The following is an 18529-nucleotide window of genomic DNA, read 5'->3' as shown; positions in this document are numbered from 1 at the left end:
TGTTGTATTGCAGAGTGGTATTGCAGATCGTCATTGGCGAAGATCTATTACCAAGCATGTTAAACGTGCCGTGCACATTGCGCGACAGTCAGGGTGATTCAAGTGCAGAATTTTCCGCTGCCAGCTAGCGCCGTCCACATCAGCGACCCGATCGTGGCCGAGCGCGCATTCAGTGCAGCCGTACTCAGCCTGCCCATGGTGCAGGTAGACCAGCCGCAAGGCCGACATGCACGTGAAACTGGCGGGCAGCCAGTCGAAATAGAACTTCCCGTCACTATGACCTTCCACGGAGCTTGGCGCGTCCATGCAGCCACGGGCGTTATTGCCCTGCTTGCCGACGTCGACGCCCTGCGGCCGCTACGCACGGTGAAAATTTCGGCGACTGCACGAATCAGTCTCAGCACCGGCCGGATCCGGGTCGAAATCCTCGCACCCATCGCTCCGTGGATCGTAGCGGTGAACAACCCCGAAGGCCCAGTCGTTGTGGGATCACGGTATTTCCCGGTGCAGTCGGGATATGACATGCGTAATTACGGCACCTCGCATATGTATGCGGTTGTTGCAGGGACCAGCGTGTTTCTCGATGGCAATAAATTAGGCACGCTTGCGCTGCCAGAGCCAGTTGAGTCCCCAATCAACGTACGGACATATTGTGCAGACGGGCAGATGGTGGTGGCACTACCTACCGGTACGCCACGCTTCGTGGAAATACCGGCTTTAGCACAGCCATTAGATATTTACCCGGCCGCGGCGATCGTTCAACCGTTACCGCACGGTAACCGCGTTATTCACCAACCGGTGCTTCCGGAAACTCCGCTTCATGAAGCACCTACAGACGATAAACTTTAAACTTCACGTGCGGCGGACCACTACGGTCCTTTCCACGCAATACCGTGGGAATGAAATCATTCGCCGCCGGGTGATCTTCCAGCTCAGCTAGGTAGCGTTCGTGGCAGGCCAGCGAGGAAATCGCTGCCTGTTCGTCGTCATCACTGACGTAATAAATGTGGTCGGAGTCTATATCGCTGACGATCCAGAATTGCTGAGCTGACCACGCTGGTTCGTCCATATCCCGAAATACCCACGGGTTTGCAGCATCTCGCGTGGCGTCCAGGGCAGCAAGCCCTACTACTCGGTGATCAGCTTGGTTTAGCCCACCCGGCAATTCCATCCCCATGGGCAGCGTCACGATGGCATCAGGTTGGAACTGGCGAATCTTGCGTGCGATGGCCTGTCGTAGTTCGAGGTTATAAACCAAGTGGCCATCCGGGAAGTCTAAAATCTCCAACGAATCCACCCCCACTGCCTGGCACGCATGCCGCTGTTCATCGGCACGCAATGGGCCGCACTCTTCTGGGGCCATCGAAGCAATACCTGCCTCGCCAGAAGTCAGTAGCAAATAACCGACCTCGATGCCTTCTTGCTGGATCCAAGCATGCGATGCCGCCGAGAGACCGTATTCCGGATCATCCGGGTGTGCAACGACCACCAGCACCTTTGTGATGTCAGTGAGCTCCAGCGGTGCAAGTGCGGTGCCACTGTTGCCGCCGTGTTGGCGGGTATGCGAATGATTGTGATTGCGTTTTGTGCTCATGCACCCCATTATGCCGCCCGATTGCTGGCACCGACCTCAGCTACTACAGTTCGCGCTTTTTCACCCAACCAACCACGCTGTAGGTCACGGGCAATAAGATCGCTTCCATCGCGGTCTTCCACACGAACCCCACAACGACGTAATTGATGAGATCAGGCAGCGTACTAATGCCGATCGCGGTAGCAGCGATCAGGCAAAACACGAGGGTGTCGCCGAATTCGCCAACCACGGTAGAGCCCATCAGCCGCTGCCACAACGGTGCCGAGGCGTCACGATTTTTCATCTTCGTCAACACCCAGGCATTCAGCAACTGGCCAACGGCATATCCAGCCAACGACGCTGCGACGATCTGTGGCACCAGCCCCAGCACCGTAGAAAACGCTTCTTGGTTTTCGTAAAAATCCGCCGCGGGTAACCAAATAGCAATATAAAACGCGATGACCGCGCCCAGTGCGGAGGTAAAACCTGTCCAGATCGCAACGCGAGTGGCTTTAAAGCCATAGCATTCTGCCAACACGTCACCAATGACATAGGCGATCGGGAACAAGAAAAACGCACCATCAGTCACCAACGGGCCGATGGTGACGCCTTTACTGGCCGTGATATTCGAAATTACGAACACCACAACAAAAGCCGCTACGAAAATCGGGTATAACCCAGCACGGACTGGGATATACCTCGCTGTGGACTTCTTATCTGCTTGATCAATCAGCGGTTCTGCGGAATTAGTAGCCATTGCGGTTACGCGCCGGTCTTCCAGTCACACACGTCGCCGTCCTGCATAATGTAGTCCTTGCCTTCCAAACGCACCTTACCTGCGTTGCGGGCAGCAACCATCGAGCCAGCTTCATCCAAGTCAGAAAACGACACGATCTCGCCTTTAATGAAAGTTTTTTCGAAATCGGAGTGGATCACGCCAGCTGCCTGTGGTGCGGTAGCGCCTTTTTTGATGGTCCAGGCACGGGCTTCTTTCGGCCCTGCCGTCAGGTAGGTCTGCAATCCCAAGGTTTCGAAGCCGGCACGAGCCAGCGTATTCAGTCCTGGTTCATTTTGTCCGACAGATTCCAAAAGCTCAGCGGCTTCGTCTTCTTCCAGCTCCAACAGCTCGGTTTCGGTTTTCGCGTCCAAGAACACACAGTCTGCTGGTGCAACCAGTTCCGCCAATTCCGCGCGCTTCGCCTCGTCGGTCAGTACTCCCTCATCGGAGTTAAAGACGTACAAAAACGGCTTGGTGGTCATCAGGTGCAGCTCACGCAGTGGAGCTAGTTCAATTTCACCGTTTTTGGCCGCTGCATACAGGGTGCGATCATCTTCCAGAATTGCGCGAGCTGCTTTCGCTGCTTCGACAACCTCGCCTAAATCTTTATTCTTTTTCGCGTCCTTTTCCAGCCGTGGCAGCGCTTTTTCCAGTGTCTGCAGGTCCGCTAGAATCAGCTCAGTGTTGATGATCGAAATATCGCTGGTGGGATCCACCTTGCCATCCACGTGGATCACGTTGTCGTCGGCAAAGGCGCGGACCACCTGGCAGATCGCATCAGCCTCGCGGATATTCGACAAGAAAGCATTGCCCATGCCTTCGCCTTCCGAGGCACCTTTCACAATGCCAGCAATATCAACGAAGGACACGATGGCTGGCAGGATACGTTCTGAGGAAAAGATTTCTGCTAAACGGCGCAATCGCGGATCCGGCAATTCCACCTGGCCGACGTTGGGCTCGATGGTGGCGAACGGGTAGTTCGCTGCCAAAATTTCGCTACGGGTCAGGGCATTAAACAAAGTGGACTTGCCGACGTTGGGCAATCCGACGATTCCTAAAGTAAGACTCACAGCGCTCATCCTAACTTATTAGCTGCACAAGCTTCGACCTTTGGGCTTTCTCGCCTCGCTGCTGTGAATAAGGCATGATAATAGACGTGAGTACGAAGCCAAACCGAACAAACGATTCCGTAGAAGCGGAGTCTGCTCCGCAGGATATCGAGTGGTCGGAAATCACACCGCACCCACCAGGCGATCAAGTCGATCGTTCAGTGGTGCTCGGCCACGTCATCAAGCAGGCCGCCACCTGGGCGCTGCGCCTTATTATCTTGGGTGCTTTTGTCTACTTTTTGGGCCGCATTCTCGGTCGTTTCTGGGCAGGCGTACTTCCGATCACTTTTGCGCTGATCATCTGCACGGTTTTGGCTCCCATCTCAAGCCGTTTGCGCAAAGCGGGTTTTCCCAGTGCACTCGCGGCATTAGTGACGTTGGGTGGATTCGTCGGTCTGGTCAGCGGCACCATTTTTTATATTGCGCCGGATTTTGTGCGTCAATCCCAGGGGCTTTACTTACAGACGGTTGAAGGCATCCAACGCGTGCAGGTCTGGCTACAAGGTCCGCCGCTGCATCTCAATAGTGAAGACCTATCCAACGTCATTGAAGAAATATTCACTTGGTTACAGGAACAGGCCGACACCATTGTCGGCGGTGTATTCGCTGGTATAGAGACCGCAACATCGGTGGTTATCACTATTTTCGTGGTCTTGGTCTTAACGTTTTTCTTTCTCAAAGACGGACATAAATTCCTGCCTTGGCTACGCCGCGCCACTGGACGTCGTACCGGCTGGCACTTGACCGAGCTGTTCACCCGCGCATGGCTCACCCTCGGCGGATTCATCCGCGCACAAGCGTTGGTATCGCTGATCGACGCGGTGTTCATCGGCCTCGGCTTAGTCATCATCGGCGTGCCTTTGGCTTTAGCTCTTGCGATCATCACCTTCATGGCGGGATTCATCCCCTTCGCCGGTGCTATCACCGCAGGCGCCTTGTCGACGCTGATCGCGCTGGTGAGTCTCGGTTTCACCGAGGCAATTATCGTGTTGATCGTCGTCGTCGCTGTCCAACAAATCGAAAGCAATATCCTATCGCCGTGGTTCCAGGCACGCGCGATGAACCTGCACCCAGTCGTCGTTTTAATCTCTGTGATCACAGGCGCCGCCCTGTTTGGTCTCATCGGTGCGTTTTTGGCCGTACCAGTCGCCGCGATGGTCGCGGTCTGCTACCGCTATATTCAGGATCTGCTGACATTGGATTCTGGAGAACGCCGCGCCCGCGATATCACTTCGGTCACCATCGCAGGTGAGCTCGCTGCGAAGTTTACCGAAGATAATGGCCGCAGCCTGCGTCGTACTTGGCGCCAAGATGGCAGCTCGCAGGCCCACGCCCACGAGGATGCCGCCAAATACACTAAAGAAGCCACAATCCATCTAGACGACGATCTCGAAGATCACTTAGAAAAACGCATCGATCTGGATGCACGTCCACAAAACAACAATGCAGAACGCCACGAACACCGTCTTGCCACCGAACGTTTGGAACGTTGGTGGTCGAAGCTGTCGCAATCCAGACCAACCGACCGCGACAGCAGCGAGAAAACCTAAGCAACACGAAGATCTTCGAGTAATTTCATGACTATCTCCGCCACCTCCATCGTTGGCATGATCATTGCGCTTCTTTTGGGCATCGCGCTCGGGTGGTTTGCCCATGGCAGCCGCCAACCGCACAACACACTGCGGCTGCCTGTCGGCGCCTCTGATACAGAACCTGCCCCAAACGGCTCAGTTCCGGACGGCTCAGTTCCGGCAGGCCCGGAACCGGCCGCACTAACGCCTGCCCTGGAGTCACTGGCGGTCGTCGAACGCTCACTGGCAAATATCGACGGCCAGTTGCGCGCAATGGAATCAGAGCGCAGCCACACCGCGGCTTCGCTGAGCAGTCAAATGCAAGCGCTATCTCGTACCTCCACCCGCTTGAACGAACGGACTGATCAGCTGGTCAATGCGTTACGCAGCCCAAACGTACGCGGGCGCTGGGGTGAGATGCAGCTCGAGCGCGTCGTCGAGCTGGGTGGCATGGTTGAGCATTGCGATTTCAGTGCGCAAGCAACTGCGCGGCTGGGCGAAAAAATCGTGCGCCCGGACATGATCATCCATTTGGCGGGTGGTAGACAGATCGTCGTCGATGCCAAAGTACCGTTTTCTTCGTATCTAGATGCGCTGGATACTAATGATCCAGAAGAACACGCCGGCTATTTGCGTCGGCACGCGCACTTATTACGCACACACGTGGCGAATCTTTCCGCCAAGCCTTATCTCGATGCTTTCCAGCCGAGCCCGGAGTTCGTCGTCATGTTCGTGCCCGCGGATCCATTTCTGGATTCTGCCTTGAATACTGACCCAGACTTGCTGGAATACGCTTTCGAGCGCAATATCGTGATCGCAACGCCGACCAGTCTCTTCGGGTTGCTGCGCACGGTCGCGTTGGGGTGGCGCCAAGAAGATTTTTCCGATAAAGCAAAAGAAATTCACGAGCTAGGCAGACAATTTTATTCTCGGCTGAATACCGTTGGAGAGCACTATAATCGCGTGGGCCGAAGCCTCGACAAAGCAGTAGAAGCGTACAATTCAACCCTTTCCTCGCTGGATTCCCGAGTGATGGTCACGGCACGGCGACTCGCCGAGATGGGGGTGAGCTCACGAGAGGCAACCAAGCCGTACCACGCTGCACAGCGAGCTCGGCACAGCGTCACACATCCATACACTGATGACGGAGAGCTGGGGGTAAGCTCCACCCCGCTAAACCCAGATGTCGCAGACTATCGCGGCCCTAACTTGGGCTAAGATAATCGATTGTGTCTACCCAGTCTCGAAGGTCCCCCGCGCCAGGTTTCACCGGCCTGTCGTTGCCGCTTGCACTCGTACTAGTGCTGGCCGCCAGCGTGACAGGATTATTGCTGAGTATTTTAGCTAATGGCCTCGGCTGGCCGTTTTTGTTGTGCTTTTTAGTCGCTGCAGTATTTGTCACGCTGTTTGTGGAGCCTGAATCGCTGTTTCTTACCGTGGCACCACTGCCCTTATTTTTTGGCATTTTCGCGTTTTTCACTTCGTGGGCCAGCAACGCAGCTGCAGCGCCAGAAGGGGCAAATTGGGCTTCTCGGACGATGGTGTGGACATCAATTTATGCGGTGGTCGAATACTTCCCAGCGCTCGCATTGATCACAGCGGCCACGATAGCCATCGCGGTTGTACGTATCATGCTGTTGCGCGGGCAGGCCAAGATTCATGACCGCTCACATCGTCAGCGACGCACCAGCCAGCGGGAATCTGACCGCCGTAATATCCGCTCGGCATCCCGGGCCCGTGAGCGCACCAACCGAGTCACGGTGGAAGAGCTCATGGCCCGCAATCGCGCTGATAACGCTACGCGATCGCCTATTCGATCCTCGCGTTTGCCACAATCACAAACCGGAAATCGGCTGCACCCACAACCAGAGCCGCAACGACAACCACAACGGCAGCCAGAACGACAACCACAACAACAGCGTCGAAATGCGGAGACCGAAAACGGACAGACAGAATATATCCGGCCAGCAGAACCACGGCGTACGGTTAACCGGCGGTCTACTTACCGGCAGACTGCCACTGACGCACAAGATAATAATTCCAGCAGCACAACGCGGCAACGTAGAACAAATCAGCCGCGTTATTAACACAGTTAGTGAATAACGCGGCCGATTAAATGGGGCTTAGTAGCTTAATTGTGGGCCGGTTTTTTCCGATTGCGATTCCGCGCTGGACGCAGATCGCGGGGCAATGAAAATTGGATGGTTTCGGTAGTCGTCGTCACTTCTTTGACACGAGAATAACCGCGCTGATCCAACCATTCGACGACGTCACGCACCAATAATTCCGGCACCGAAGCACCACAGGTTACGCCGACGGTTTCCACGCCATCCAGCCATTCTTCTTTGATCTCGTCGGCAAAATCCACCAAATACGACGCTGTGGAACCGGCATCAAGCGCGACTTCAACTAGACGCTTGGAATTCGATGAATTGGTGGAACCCACCACGATCATCAATTCGCAATGCGGAGCAATCGCACGTACCGATTCCTGACGGTTTTGCGTCGCATAGCAGATATCGTCGCTCGGTGGGTTTTCCAGGTGTGGGAAACGCTCGCGCAACTTGTTCACGATATCCATGGTTTCAGTGACCGACAGCGTGGTTTGTGAAAGCCACACAATTTTTTTATCCACCAGTGATTCCGGTAGCTGGTCCACGCCCTCGACGCCGTCGACAAGATACGTTACTTCTGGTGCGTGCCCAGCGGTACCTTCGACCTCCTCGTGGCCTTCGTGACCAACGAGCAAAATATGGTAGCCATCCCGGGCAAAGCGTTCCGCTTCCCGGTGCACCTTGGTCACCAGCGGGCAGGTTGCATCAAGCGTGAGCTGCTTACGCTCCGAGGCTTCGGCACGCACAGCCGGTGAGATTCCGTGCGCAGAAAACACCAAGTGCGCACCTTCAGGCGCTTCTTCGGCTTCATTGACGAAAATAACGCCTTTCTTTTCGAAGGATTGCACCACGTATTTGTTGTGCACAATTTCTTTGCGCACGTAGATGGGCGCGCCATATTTTTCTAAGGCCTTTTCCACCGTCTCAACGGCACGGTCCACTCCGGCGCAATACCCTCGGGGGGCCGCGAGGAGAACATTGGGTTCTTGCACAGCCTGTTCAGTCATGTCTTCCAGGGTATCCAATACGTCAACACCCAGTACAATGGGCGAGCATTAGGACGGCTTCTTCAGGTCGGCCAGCACATACTCGTCGTGAAGCGAAGGGATCATTGTTGAGTAGACCACCCGCAACATTCGAGAATCCATGGTCAGTCAGCACTGTTAATACCGAGGTCAAAGGCTGGATTGAGCGGCTTGGCTATTTGTGGGTGGAAGGTCAGCTCACCCAAATCAATATGAAGCCTTCGTGGAAGCTGTCCTACCTTACACTGCGCGATGTGAACCAAGAAATGTCGGTCTCATTGACGGCTTCGACGGCGTTGTTGCAAAACTTACCGACCCCGATCAAAGACGGCGACCGCATCGTGGTTTATGGCAAGCCCGCGTTTTATGCCGGCCGGGGTTCATTTTCGCTATGGGTCACCGAAATCCGGCATGTCGGGGTTGGCGAATTACTGGCCCGTATCGAAAACCTGCGTCGGGCATTGGCTGCGGAGGGGCTTTTCGACGCCTCGCGGAAGCTGCCACTTCCTTACCTTCCGCGCACCATCGGTTTGATCACTGGCCGGGGTTCGGCGGCAGAGCGCGACGTGTTGTCTGTCGCCCGCGACCGGTGGCCACAGGTTAATTTCCGGGTTCTCAACACCGCCGTGCAAGGCGCCCAAGCCGTCAGCCAGGTGATCGAGGCACTAGAGAAATTGGATGCCGATGATGAGGTGGATGTCATCATCATCGCACGCGGTGGCGGCAGTGTCGAGGATCTTTTGCCGTTTTCGGAAGAAGCGCTGCAGCGCGCTGTGTCTGCCGCAAGCACACCGGTGGTTTCGGCGATTGGGCACGAGCCTGATTCCCCGGTCTTAGACAATGTGGCTGATCTTCGCGCAGCAACCCCAACGGATGCGGCTAAACGGGTGGTCCCGGATGTTGCCGAGGAGCACGCGCTTCTCGACGAAGCACGCGCCCGCATGGCACAAGCCGTCGGTCAGTGGGTGGCCCGGGAACGGAACAATCTGGATTCGTTGCGTTCTCGTCCTGTCCTGGCGGACCCGCGCACGCCCATTAATGCCCGGCGCGATGAGCTCGACACTGCGCTAAGTTCAATTCGGCGCGAGATGCGGCATGTGCTCGGTCAAGAGACTTCTCGGGTGGCTGCATTACGCGGACAGGTTTCGGCGTTGGGTCCGGCATCGACCTTGGAGCGTGGTTATTCCATCGTGCAGGTGCTTCCGCGTGACGGTGATGCGGAAGTGGTGACCACCATCGACCAGTCGCCTCCGGGTTCCCAGCTACGCATTCGTGTCTCTGATGGCTCGATCACTGCGGCGGGCATGGGAACCCAACGCGCGGATTAGCCCGTTGATAAACCAGCATCGCTGTTAGCGAGTTAGCCAGTGAGCAAATTATTTTCAAGAAAGGTTGCACCATGAACGATTCTTTTGGCACCGGAAACCCGAGCGAGCAAACCCCTGTCGACAACCTCAGCTATGAACAAGCCCGCGACGAGCTCATCGAAACGGTGAAAATCCTGGAGCTGGGACAGATGGGTCTGGATGAATCACTGAAGTATTGGGAACGCGGCGAGGCGTTGGCTAAGCGTTGTGAAGAGCATTTAGACCGCGCCAGTAAACGCGTCGATGAGGCGATGAATGCCCGGGGCGGTCGGGATCACCACGATGCTGATACTGATGCTGATGTGAATGGCGATTCTTAAGGCTGGTTGCCGTCCAGAAGCTCTCGCATAAAACGCCGCTCATCATTTCTGTGTAGCGTAGATAACGTTACTGTGGCCAGTACCGGTAGCAGGGCGATTTTCTGGAAAGGAATACCATTGAGCACGGAAAACGATACTCGAATTGATTTTCTCTATTTGTCTGAGCAGGACATGATCGACGCCGGGGTTACTGACTCTGCTCAGTGCGTCGAGGCGATGGAAGAAACTCTTATTTTGCTCGCTGAAGGCGATTACCGCATGGCTGGAGCTACTGCGAATTCGCACGGCGCGCAGATCAGTTTTCCGGCTAATCCTGAACACAAGTCCATGCCTGCCGACGGTCCGGATCGCCGTTTCATGGCCATGCCGGCATATCTCGGGGGCCGTTTCCGTAATACTGGCGTGAAATGGTACGGCTCGAACGCAGAAAACCGGAAGAAAGATCTGCCCCGTTCCATTCACGTCTTTGTTCTTAACGACGCCGAAACCGGTGCTCCATTGTCGATTATGTCGGCGAACCTGCTTTCGGCCTATCGCACCGGAGCTGTCCCAGGCGTTGGTGTCAAGCACTTAGCGGTGGAGAATGCGGAAACCGTGGGCATCATTGGTCCTGGTGTGATGGCCCGGACCATCCTCGGTTCTGCTATTTCGCAGCGGCCATCCATTAAACATGTGAAGTTGAAAGGCCGCAGCGCTGGCTCTACAGAGAAGGCTGCGGACTGGATCCGTGACAATTACGACGTCAAGGTCACTGTGGTTGATTCTGAGCAAGCGGCCATTGAAGGTTCAGATATCTGCATTTCCGCAACGACGACATCAGCAGATGGCCCGGAAGCTTATCCGTATTTCAAAAAAGAATGGATCAAACCAGGTGCCTTGTTGCTCTGCCCTGCAGCAGCGCGTATGGATGAAGATTTCCTGGCATCTGACGAGTGCACCCTGGTCTGGGACTATGAAGGCCTGTATGACGAGTGGTACCGGGAAAACGGCCCAGGCCAGACGTATAAATCACTCGGCATCATTGGCAGCCACTGGTATGACATGATCAAAGAGTCGCGGTTGGATCCACAACAGATCACCAATATGGGTGATATTGCCTCGGGCAAGGCTGTTGGCCGAGAAAACGATGAGCAGATTATTTGTTATTCGGTGGGCGGTATGCCGGTCGAAGACGTCGCGTGGGCAACGGATGTGTACCACAATGCGGTGGACAAAGGCATTGGCACCTCACTTAACTTGTGGGATGTCCCGGCGCTGAAGTAGCACTCCGCGCTTGCGCAGACGCCTTCCAAGCGACGCGTCTGCTACCAATCCTTTTGCTACCAACCCTCTTACTATTGATACTTCTACTTCTGCTGAACATCGATAATTCTGCGAGGAGCAGCCGTGGCAGTCACTACTGTGACCGAGTTATTGGACTATTTTGAAGCCCATTCCGTCGAATTTTTGGACATGCGCTTTACTGACTTGCGAGGCATAGAACACGCACTGACCATTCCCGCTAGCGCATTTACCGAAGAGGCGGCGAATGAAGGATTTGCCTTTGACGGGTCTTCTATCGACGGCTTCGCAACAGTCGATGAATCCGACATGATGCTGCACCCGGATATTTCGACCGCTTATATCGATCCTTTCCGGGCACGCAAGACCGTCAATATGAAGTTTTTCGTGCACAAACCGGATTCCGATGGTGCAGCATACTCCAGAGACCCGCGCAGTATTGCACGGCATGCTGAGGAATATCTGAAAGAAACTGGTATCGCTGATACCTGCTATATCGGCTGCGAGGCGGAATTTTTCGTCTTCGATTCCGTACGCTATTCCACCGCGGTCAACTCTGCATTCCACCATGTCGATTCCGACGAGGGCTGGTGGCGTTCCGGGGAAAAGACCATGGTCAATGGCGAACCAAACCGGGGAAACCAAATACAAATCAATGATGGCTATTTCCCCGTCGCCCCGTACGACAAAACCATCGCGGTGCGCGACGAGATCGCGCATCACCTCACCACCTGCGGTTTTGAAGTTGAGCGCTTTCACCACGAAATTGCCACTGGCGGCGTGCAAGAAGTCAACTACAAGTTCAACACCTTGCTAGCAGCCGGCGATGATCTGCAAACGTTCAAATACATCGTGAAAAATACCGCCGAAGCGATGGGGCAAACCGCGACGTTCATGCCCAAGCCATTGGAAAACGACGGCGGTTGCGGCATGCACGCGCACCAGTCGCTGTGGAAAAACGGCGAACCGTTGTTCTATGGCGACGGCTACGCCGGACTCTCTGACCTAGGGCGCTGGTATATCGGTGGGCTGCTCAAACACGCAGGTGCAGTGTTAGCATTTACCAATCCGACAGCGAACTCCTACCGGCGTTTGTATTCCGGTTTTGAAGCTCCGGTTAACTTGGCGTATTCGGAATCAAACCGTTCGGCAGCGATTCGAATTCCAGCAGCTGGTAACAGCCCGGCAGCCAAGCGCTTAGAATTCCGTGCTCCAGACCCTTCGGGTAACCCCTATCTGGGTTTTGCCGCGCAGTTGTTAGCTGGGCTGGACGGGATTCAGAACCAGATTGATCCAGGACCACCAGCAGATTTCGATTTATCTGCTGCCGACAGCGACCAGGCCCAGAACGTCAAGCGCGTGCCGTATTCCCTAGAGCGTTCCTTGGAAGCATTGGATAGCGACCGCGAGTTCCTCACCCGAACCGGGGTGTTTAGTGATTCGCTGATCGACGCACACATCCAGTTGAAATACGACAAAGAGATCATGCCGTTGCGCAAAGGCCCAACACCGAAGGAATTCGAGCTGTATTACAACGTGTAATGGTTCCTCGGCTTTCCTTGGCTTGCGCTCGGCGAGCCGATTAAGCAGGCTGATAAGCCTCAGCCTGCAGGGTTGCCTCGATGATCGTGGCGAATTCGTCATCCGATGCCACTCCGTCGAAAAGCACCGTCGTGCCGTCTTTTTCCATGCCCCACAACCTGCTCACCGAATCATCATCGGCGAATTTCAGCGTGACCTCGCGGCCAGAGACCTGCCGGGTTTCCTCATGCGGCCGGTACTTACTATCAAAGGCTTGTAGTGCCTGGTCGAGGGGAACACTAGTCTGCGCAATCTGGATGAAGCCGCGTTCTGCAGTAACCCAGCCAACGACGGTCGACGATTCACCATCGATCAGCTTCCGTCGTGCGGAATTCGGCACCCAATTATCTGGCGTGTCTGGAAAAAAGATGTCATAGTCGGCGGCGCGAGCTTCGTTATCGATAAAAGCCTGCGGGTCGACCTCATGAACAGGCTCAAACTCCGGTTCACCGGGGCTATATGACCAGAGGCCGGTCGGTGCGACCACCACGATCATGGCAATAACAATGACGGCGACAGAGATCACCATGTCTCGGCCGCCTTGAAAAATTGCAGGTTTTTTAGATTCGCCAGCCACGTTCAACAGTATGGCATGACGAGCGTATTTTGTCGCCTTATTAGCCCTCTATAGGGTGCGCCCCACAACAGTTGACCAATTTAGTGGAACAATGGAAATAATGTTTGTGCTCGTGCTAGCTGCCTAGGACGTGCATACACGAAAAACACTTGAACCGTACTAGAGCTAAGGCTCATGACACAGGAGGATTCATGTCCGCTCCCACCTCGTATATTCCTGACCGCAACCTTGCCATGGAGCTGGTCCGCGTCACCGAAGCTGCTGCTTTGGCCTCGGGCCGCTGGGTAGGTCGTGGCCAGAAAAATGAGGGCGACGGTGCAGCAGTAGATGCCATGCGCAGCCTGATTAATTCGGTGCACATGGACGGCGTTGTCGTGATTGGCGAGGGCGAAAAAGACGAAGCTCCGATGCTCTACAACGGCGAAAACGTCGGCACGGGTGAAGGCCCGCAGGTTGACATTGCCGTCGACCCGGTGGACGGCACACGGTTGATGGCAGAAGGCCGTCCGAATGCCATTTCCGTGATTGCCGCTGCAGAACGCGGCACCATGTTTGATCCATCCGCGGTCTTTTACATGAACAAGATCGCAGTTGGCCCAGAAGCGCGTGGCGCGATCGACATCAACGCATCCGTAGCAGACAACATCGCTGCCGTCGCCAAGGCCAAGGGCATCAAGATCGCAGAGATGAACGTCGTCGTGCTGGACCGTCCACGCCACGAGAAGCTGATCAAAGAAATCCGTGACGCAGGCGCCAAAGTGCGCTTGATCATGGACGGTGACGTCGCAGGCGCTATTGCAGCGGCACAATCGCATGATTCAAACACCGTGGACATGATGATGGGTATTGGCGGTACCCCAGAAGGCATCATCACAGCTTGTGCCATGAAGTGCATGGGTGGCGAAATTCAGGGCAAACTCTGGCCGCAGAGTGAGGAAGAAGCCGAAAAGGCACGCGCTGCTGGACACGACCTGGACAAGGTGCTGACCACCGATGACTTGGTGTCCTCCGACAACTGCTACTTCGCGGCCACTGGTGTCACCGACGGCGATATGGTCCGCGGGGTGTCCTACCGACCTGCCGGTGCAGTGACCCGCAGCTTGGTAATGCGTTCAAAATCCGGCACCACCCGTTATGTCGAATCAATCCACCAACTGGCTAAGCTGCAGGAATACTCCGTGGTCGATTACAGCGGCAAATAATCAGTAACTTCTACGGGAAATAATTCCCAAACGCTGGAATACTGGTAGGCAGCACGGGCTTGGGCTTATGCCTCAAGTTCACGGCTTGACGTTCACAGCTTGGCCCGGTGCATAACTACACAGATGCACATTTGCACGTATTACGCACTTACGTATTGAGTTGAAGGTGAGAAGATGACCGAGCAAGAATACCGCATCGAACACGACACGATGGGCGAAGTTAAGGTTCCGAAAAACGCTTTGTGGCGCGCACAGACCCAGCGTGCGGTGCAGAACTTCCCTATTTCTGGTCGTGGGCTAGAGTCTGCACAGATCCGCGCGATGGGGCTTCTCAAAGCTGCGTGTGCGCAGGTTAATAAGAACAACGGCTCGCTGGATGCTGACAAGGCCGATGCCATCATTGCCGCTGCTAAGGATATTGCGTCCGGCAAGTACGACGACGAATTTCCGATCGACGTTTTCCAGACTGGTTCAGGCACTTCGTCGAACATGAACACCAACGAGGTCATCGCCTCCTTGGCAAAGCAGGCTGGCACCGAGGTCCACCCAAACGATGACGTCAACATGGGCCAGTCCTCGAACGACACCTTCCCGACGGCTACCCACGTCGCAGCAACCGAAGCTGCCGTGAAAGATCTGATCCCTGGTCTCCAACAGCTGCACGATTCGCTGTTGAAAAAGGCCAAGGAGTGGAAGGACGTCGTGAAGTCCGGCCGCACCCACTTGATGGACGCCGTGCCTGTCACCTTGGGACAGGAATTCGGCGGTTATGCTCGCCAGATCGAGTTGGGCATCGAGCGCATCAAGGCCACCCTGCCACGCCTGGGCGAACTGCCTATCGGCGGTACCGCTACCGGAACCGGCCTGAACACGTCCGCTGACTTCGGTGCACAGGTTACCGAGGAGCTCAAGAAGCTAACAGAGCTCGACGAACTGCGCGAGGCCGTCGACCACTTCGAGGCACAGGCCAACCGCGACGCACTCGTGGAATTCTCTGGTGCTATGAAGGTCGTCGCTGGCTCGTTGTACAAGATCACCAACGACATCCGCTTGATGGGTTCTGGTCCACTGACTGGCCTGGGTGAGATTCGTCTGGCTGATCTGCAGCCTGGTTCTTCCATCATGCCGGGTAAGGTCAACCCAGTTCTCTGTGAGACCGCTACCCAGGTTTCCGCCCAGGTCATTGGTAACGATGCCGCTGTTGCCTTCGGTGGTACACAGGGTCAGTTTGAGTTGAACGTCTTTATCCCGATGATGGCCCGCAATGTGCTGGAATCGGCTCGTCTGCTGGCAAACACCTCTCGCGTATGTGCTGAGCGCCTGATTGATGACATTGAACCAAACCGCGAGATGATGAAGACTTCCGCGCAGTCTTCCCCATCGATCGTGACCCCGCTGAACTCGGCGATCGGTTACGAGAACGCCGCAAAGGTGGCTAAGCACGCACTCGCCAAGGAAATCACCATCCGTGAGGCCGTCATTGACCTGGGCTTCGTTGGCGATGACTTGTCTGAAGAAGAGCTGGACAAGCGTCTCGACGTTCTGGCCATGGCGAACACGGACCGCGATCGCTTCTAGCGCACCGCTGGCTCTCAACTCCAGCTCTTAATGTAGGTAGCTGTGAACGCAGCACCTTCTACGTAGCGCCGCTATGTTTGCAACGCTGCATTGCTGTCGCGCCCCGGGCTTACTGCCCGGGGCGTTTTGCGTCCGCTAGTGTCTCTTGAGTTCAGAGGGCCGTTGCAACAGCGACAGCTCATTCGGTGCATGGCCGCTAATTTTGGTCGCTATTAATTCCTGTGTTCGGGGACCTGCCAGTTATTATTAGCCAATGACTTTGCCAGCTTGCCCCGAATGCACCAGTGAGTTCACCTACGAACTCCCACCCATGATCGTCTGCCCCGAGTGTGCACACGAGTGGAACCCAAGCACTGATTCACATGACGAGGCCACGACGCCTTCCAACTCAGTTATTAAGGACAGCGTGGGTAATGAGCTTGCCGACGGTGACTCCATCACGATTACCCAAACTGTGAAGGTCAAAGGCGCTCAGCAGGCGCTGAAGTCTGGCACAAAAGTGCGTAATATTCGGCTCAATTTTGATGCTGGGACGGGCCTTGAAGACCACAACATCGATTGCAAGATCGATGGTTTCGGCGCGATGACGTTGAAGCCAGCTGTCGTAAAGAAGTCTTAAGTTCTCAGATTTGGTGCCGCTTTAGAAGCGTTGTACTCCACCTTGGATAAGATCCACCGCAGCGCTGAGCCCCCCCCCCCCCCCAAATTAGGGTAAAACCGGGAGCCGTTACATCATTCCATCAGCGGCATTTCTGAGAATGATTCCCACCCTCGGTTCGAACAGGCTCCCGCCTTTCAAAAGTCATCCACGGGGCACACCATTCCTCCAGCTCCACCGCGAACCACCCTGGGCTCACACCATAGGAAAACTGTAGGTTACCCGTTTTAATGACACTACCCTTGGAAAATACAAAACATTCGAATGGATGCACATAGCAATACCCACCGCAACAAGTTGTTTTATAACAAAAATTTCACATTTAAAATTGCCGTCGAACGCATCCCCGAATCAATATTTATATTTGATACTTATCGAAATTTGTTGATTAATCACATAATCTCACAGCACTGCCCCTGGTGGGACAAATCACGGGGTTTCATGCACAATGAATCCTGGCGAACGGATCACAATCGCTTGATCATTCGCTGAGAGCACGTTTGTAATCACCGGCAATAAGCGGGGGATCATTGATGCAGTTACTCCGGAACGGCCTCATGCAGGCGACCGATTCAGCGTTAAGCTTTGGCGCGGCTAGCGTGCATTGGGGGAACGCTGCTAACCGCGGTGGCCAAGGCTTATTCACTGATTGGCACGTCTCGGGGCCAAGGACTGCATCAATTGCTCGGGCACAGCCTGCGAAGACCAAGGAGGCCCGAGAAGCGGTTGCGGCCGGGACCGCCTATTCAGCGGATACACGTTGGGGGCTATTTCGTGTATCGCCAGCGTGCTCTCGGAAAGCGCTTTCGGGGGCGCTTTCCAGAAGGCGACGGGATTCCGGCCCACAGGGGGTTTAAAGCAATCAATGCACCGCATCGATTGCTCGGGCCGGAATCCGGCTGATTTAGAAAATTCCATAGCGATTGGTTCGCGAGAGCGCCCCAGATCTCACCACGGTGTTGGTCTGGGGCGCTTTCGCGTATACCCGGGGTTCCGCAGGAACTGAAATATTTTCTTTTCTTGGGAACCCTGAACCAAACCACAAAGTCTAACCACATTGTGAGACCATTACTCCGCTAATGACCAAGGCCACGCGGTTGTGAAAGAAAAGGGGAATTCGATGAGCTGGAACCGAATAGGCTTGGCGACGACGGTGCTAACCGGCGTCTTCGTTGCCGGATGCAGCCCAAATAGTGCTTCCACTGACGCACAAGGTGGATTAAGCCACGATTCAGATAAGACTGCAGAAACCGGGTCTGCGGCACGAGAAGATTCAGCTCAGAACTCTTCAGGCAACGTTGAGTTCGCTGACTGGGTACCAGAGCGAGGTCCCACCGATCGACATGCCCCAGGCTTCGAATTATTCAACCTCTGCGACGAAGCACCGGATGAGGTGTGGGAAAAAGCCGGGCTGCATTTTCACCCGGAACTTTCTGAAACAACCGATCTCGGCACTCATATAACTTGTTTTCGAGGCATGTCAGCAGATCGATATGAATCTTATCCGACAGGTGAAGCAGGGAATTTGGCTATTACCGTTGATGACTATTCAAAGGCTGAGCTTGAGGAAGACAGAGAGATTCTCGATATACCGATCGAGTCAAAACTCCCTGGCGTTCACTTCCGCGAATTAATAGACAGTAATGAATGCACAGCCGGGCTCGAAACTGTTTCAGGGCGCATCAACGTTGGTGATTCTGGTAAAGATCGAGGACTTTCAATGCAAGAAAGCTGCAAGCTCGCACTAGATTACTTGGAAATAATTCTTCTCAAATAAATACGTACTGGGGGGTTA

At 54.9% G+C, this 18529-nt stretch carries 17 protein-coding genes; 12 read left to right on the top strand and 5 right to left on the bottom strand.

All coding sequences use genetic code 11. From position 1 onward, the window contains the following. Positions 1–102 precede the first annotated feature (102 nt). Positions 103–849, top strand: a complete 747-nt coding sequence (locus tag ACP8MI_RS04060) for a hypothetical protein (RefSeq protein WP_155860915.1) — start codon at positions 103–105, stop codon at positions 847–849. Here the strand turns inward: ACP8MI_RS04060 and ACP8MI_RS04055 are convergent. The 3 genes from ACP8MI_RS04055 to ychF are packed head-to-tail and all read right to left on the bottom strand — an operon-like array spanning position 830 to position 3421. Continuing rightward, positions 830–1594: a PIG-L deacetylase family protein gene (locus ACP8MI_RS04055; RefSeq protein ID WP_018119944.1), complete on the bottom strand. Its 765-nt coding sequence runs from the start codon at positions 1592–1594 to the stop codon at positions 830–832. The genes ACP8MI_RS04060 and ACP8MI_RS04055 overlap by 20 nt on opposite strands. A 43-nt stretch (positions 1595–1637) precedes the next feature. Next, positions 1638–2330 carry a queuosine precursor transporter gene (locus ACP8MI_RS04050; protein ID WP_018119943.1) on the bottom strand — a complete coding sequence of 231 codons (693 nt, stop codon included), beginning with the start codon at positions 2328–2330 and terminating at the stop codon, positions 1638–1640. A 5-nt stretch (positions 2331–2335) separates the two neighbouring features. Next, complete coding sequence (gene ychF / locus ACP8MI_RS04045) at positions 2336–3421, bottom strand: redox-regulated ATPase YchF (RefSeq protein WP_026167767.1); 1086 nt, start codon at positions 3419–3421, stop codon at positions 2336–2338. 86 nt (positions 3422–3507) lie between these two features. Here ychF and ACP8MI_RS04040 point away from each other — a divergent pair, with 86 nt between their 5' ends. Genes ACP8MI_RS04040 through ACP8MI_RS04030 form a run of 3 tightly spaced genes read left to right on the top strand, consistent with a single transcriptional unit; the run spans position 3508 to position 7118 of the window. Next, positions 3508–5010 (top strand): AI-2E family transporter, encoded by a 1503-nt coding sequence (locus tag ACP8MI_RS04040; protein ID WP_239212046.1) that lies wholly within the window; start codon positions 3508–3510, stop codon positions 5008–5010. Positions 5011–5037: 27 nt separating this feature from the next. Next, on the top strand, positions 5038–6249 hold the full coding sequence (locus ACP8MI_RS04035) for a DNA recombination protein RmuC (protein ID WP_239212048.1): 1212 nt from the start codon (positions 5038–5040) through the stop codon (positions 6247–6249). An 11-nt stretch (positions 6250–6260) separates the two neighbouring features. Then, a complete protein-coding gene (locus ACP8MI_RS04030; RefSeq protein WP_239212050.1) occupies positions 6261–7118 on the top strand; it encodes a DUF6542 domain-containing protein in 858 nt (285 codons plus the stop codon). Between the two features lie 44 nt (positions 7119–7162). Here ACP8MI_RS04030 and ACP8MI_RS04025 read toward each other — a convergent pair whose 3' ends face one another. Beyond that, positions 7163–8152 (bottom strand): 4-hydroxy-3-methylbut-2-enyl diphosphate reductase, encoded by a 990-nt coding sequence (locus tag ACP8MI_RS04025; protein ID WP_126843858.1) that lies wholly within the window; start codon positions 8150–8152, stop codon positions 7163–7165. Between the two features lie 107 nt (positions 8153–8259). Here ACP8MI_RS04025 and xseA point away from each other — a divergent pair, with 107 nt between their 5' ends. The 4 genes from xseA (at position 8260) to glnA (ending at position 12680) form a co-directional block, all read left to right on the top strand. Then, positions 8260–9498 carry an exodeoxyribonuclease VII large subunit gene (gene xseA, locus ACP8MI_RS04020; RefSeq protein WP_239212052.1) on the top strand — a complete coding sequence of 413 codons (1239 nt, stop codon included), beginning with the start codon at positions 8260–8262 and terminating at the stop codon, positions 9496–9498. A gap of 71 nt (positions 9499–9569) precedes the next feature. Then, positions 9570–9857, top strand: a complete 288-nt coding sequence (locus ACP8MI_RS04015) for an exodeoxyribonuclease VII small subunit (RefSeq protein WP_049148205.1) — start codon at positions 9570–9572, stop codon at positions 9855–9857. Between the two features lie 117 nt (positions 9858–9974). Continuing rightward, positions 9975–11120 (top strand): ornithine cyclodeaminase family protein, encoded by a 1146-nt coding sequence (locus ACP8MI_RS04010; protein ID WP_284589523.1) that lies wholly within the window; start codon positions 9975–9977, stop codon positions 11118–11120. A 123-nt stretch (positions 11121–11243) separates the two neighbouring features. Then, complete coding sequence (gene glnA / locus ACP8MI_RS04005; RefSeq protein ID WP_049168422.1) at positions 11244–12680, top strand: type I glutamate--ammonia ligase; 1437 nt, start codon at positions 11244–11246, stop codon at positions 12678–12680. Between the two features lie 40 nt (positions 12681–12720). On the opposite strand, the gene ACP8MI_RS04000 is transcribed toward glnA, so the two are convergent. Continuing rightward, on the bottom strand, positions 12721–13296 hold the full coding sequence (locus tag ACP8MI_RS04000) for a DUF4245 domain-containing protein (RefSeq protein ID WP_144736682.1): 576 nt from the start codon (positions 13294–13296) through the stop codon (positions 12721–12723). 191 nt (positions 13297–13487) lie between these two features. Here ACP8MI_RS04000 and glpX point away from each other — a divergent pair, with 191 nt between their 5' ends. The 4 genes from glpX (at position 13488) to ACP8MI_RS03980 (ending at position 18511) form a co-directional block, all read left to right on the top strand. Beyond that, positions 13488–14498 carry a class II fructose-bisphosphatase gene (gene glpX, locus ACP8MI_RS03995; RefSeq protein ID WP_049148209.1) on the top strand — a complete coding sequence of 337 codons (1011 nt, stop codon included), beginning with the start codon at positions 13488–13490 and terminating at the stop codon, positions 14496–14498. 174 nt (positions 14499–14672) lie between these two features. Beyond that, complete coding sequence (locus ACP8MI_RS03990) at positions 14673–16076, top strand: class II fumarate hydratase (protein WP_239212053.1); 1404 nt, start codon at positions 14673–14675, stop codon at positions 16074–16076. Positions 16077–16329: 253 nt separating this feature from the next. Beyond that, complete coding sequence (locus ACP8MI_RS03985; RefSeq protein ID WP_049148211.1) at positions 16330–16695, top strand: zinc ribbon domain-containing protein YjdM; 366 nt, start codon at positions 16330–16332, stop codon at positions 16693–16695. 1138 nt (positions 16696–17833) lie between these two features. Continuing rightward, the gene (locus ACP8MI_RS03980) at positions 17834–18511 is read left to right on the top strand and encodes a DUF3558 domain-containing protein (RefSeq protein WP_152680606.1); all 678 of its coding nucleotides are present in this window, start codon (positions 17834–17836) and stop codon (positions 18509–18511) included. Positions 18512–18529: the final 18 nt, after the last annotated feature.

The organism is Corynebacterium sp. LaCa_70 (assembly GCF_058182015.1).
Note: the sequence above shows the minus strand (reverse complement) of the source record. Positions and strands in the feature narration are given on the sequence as shown.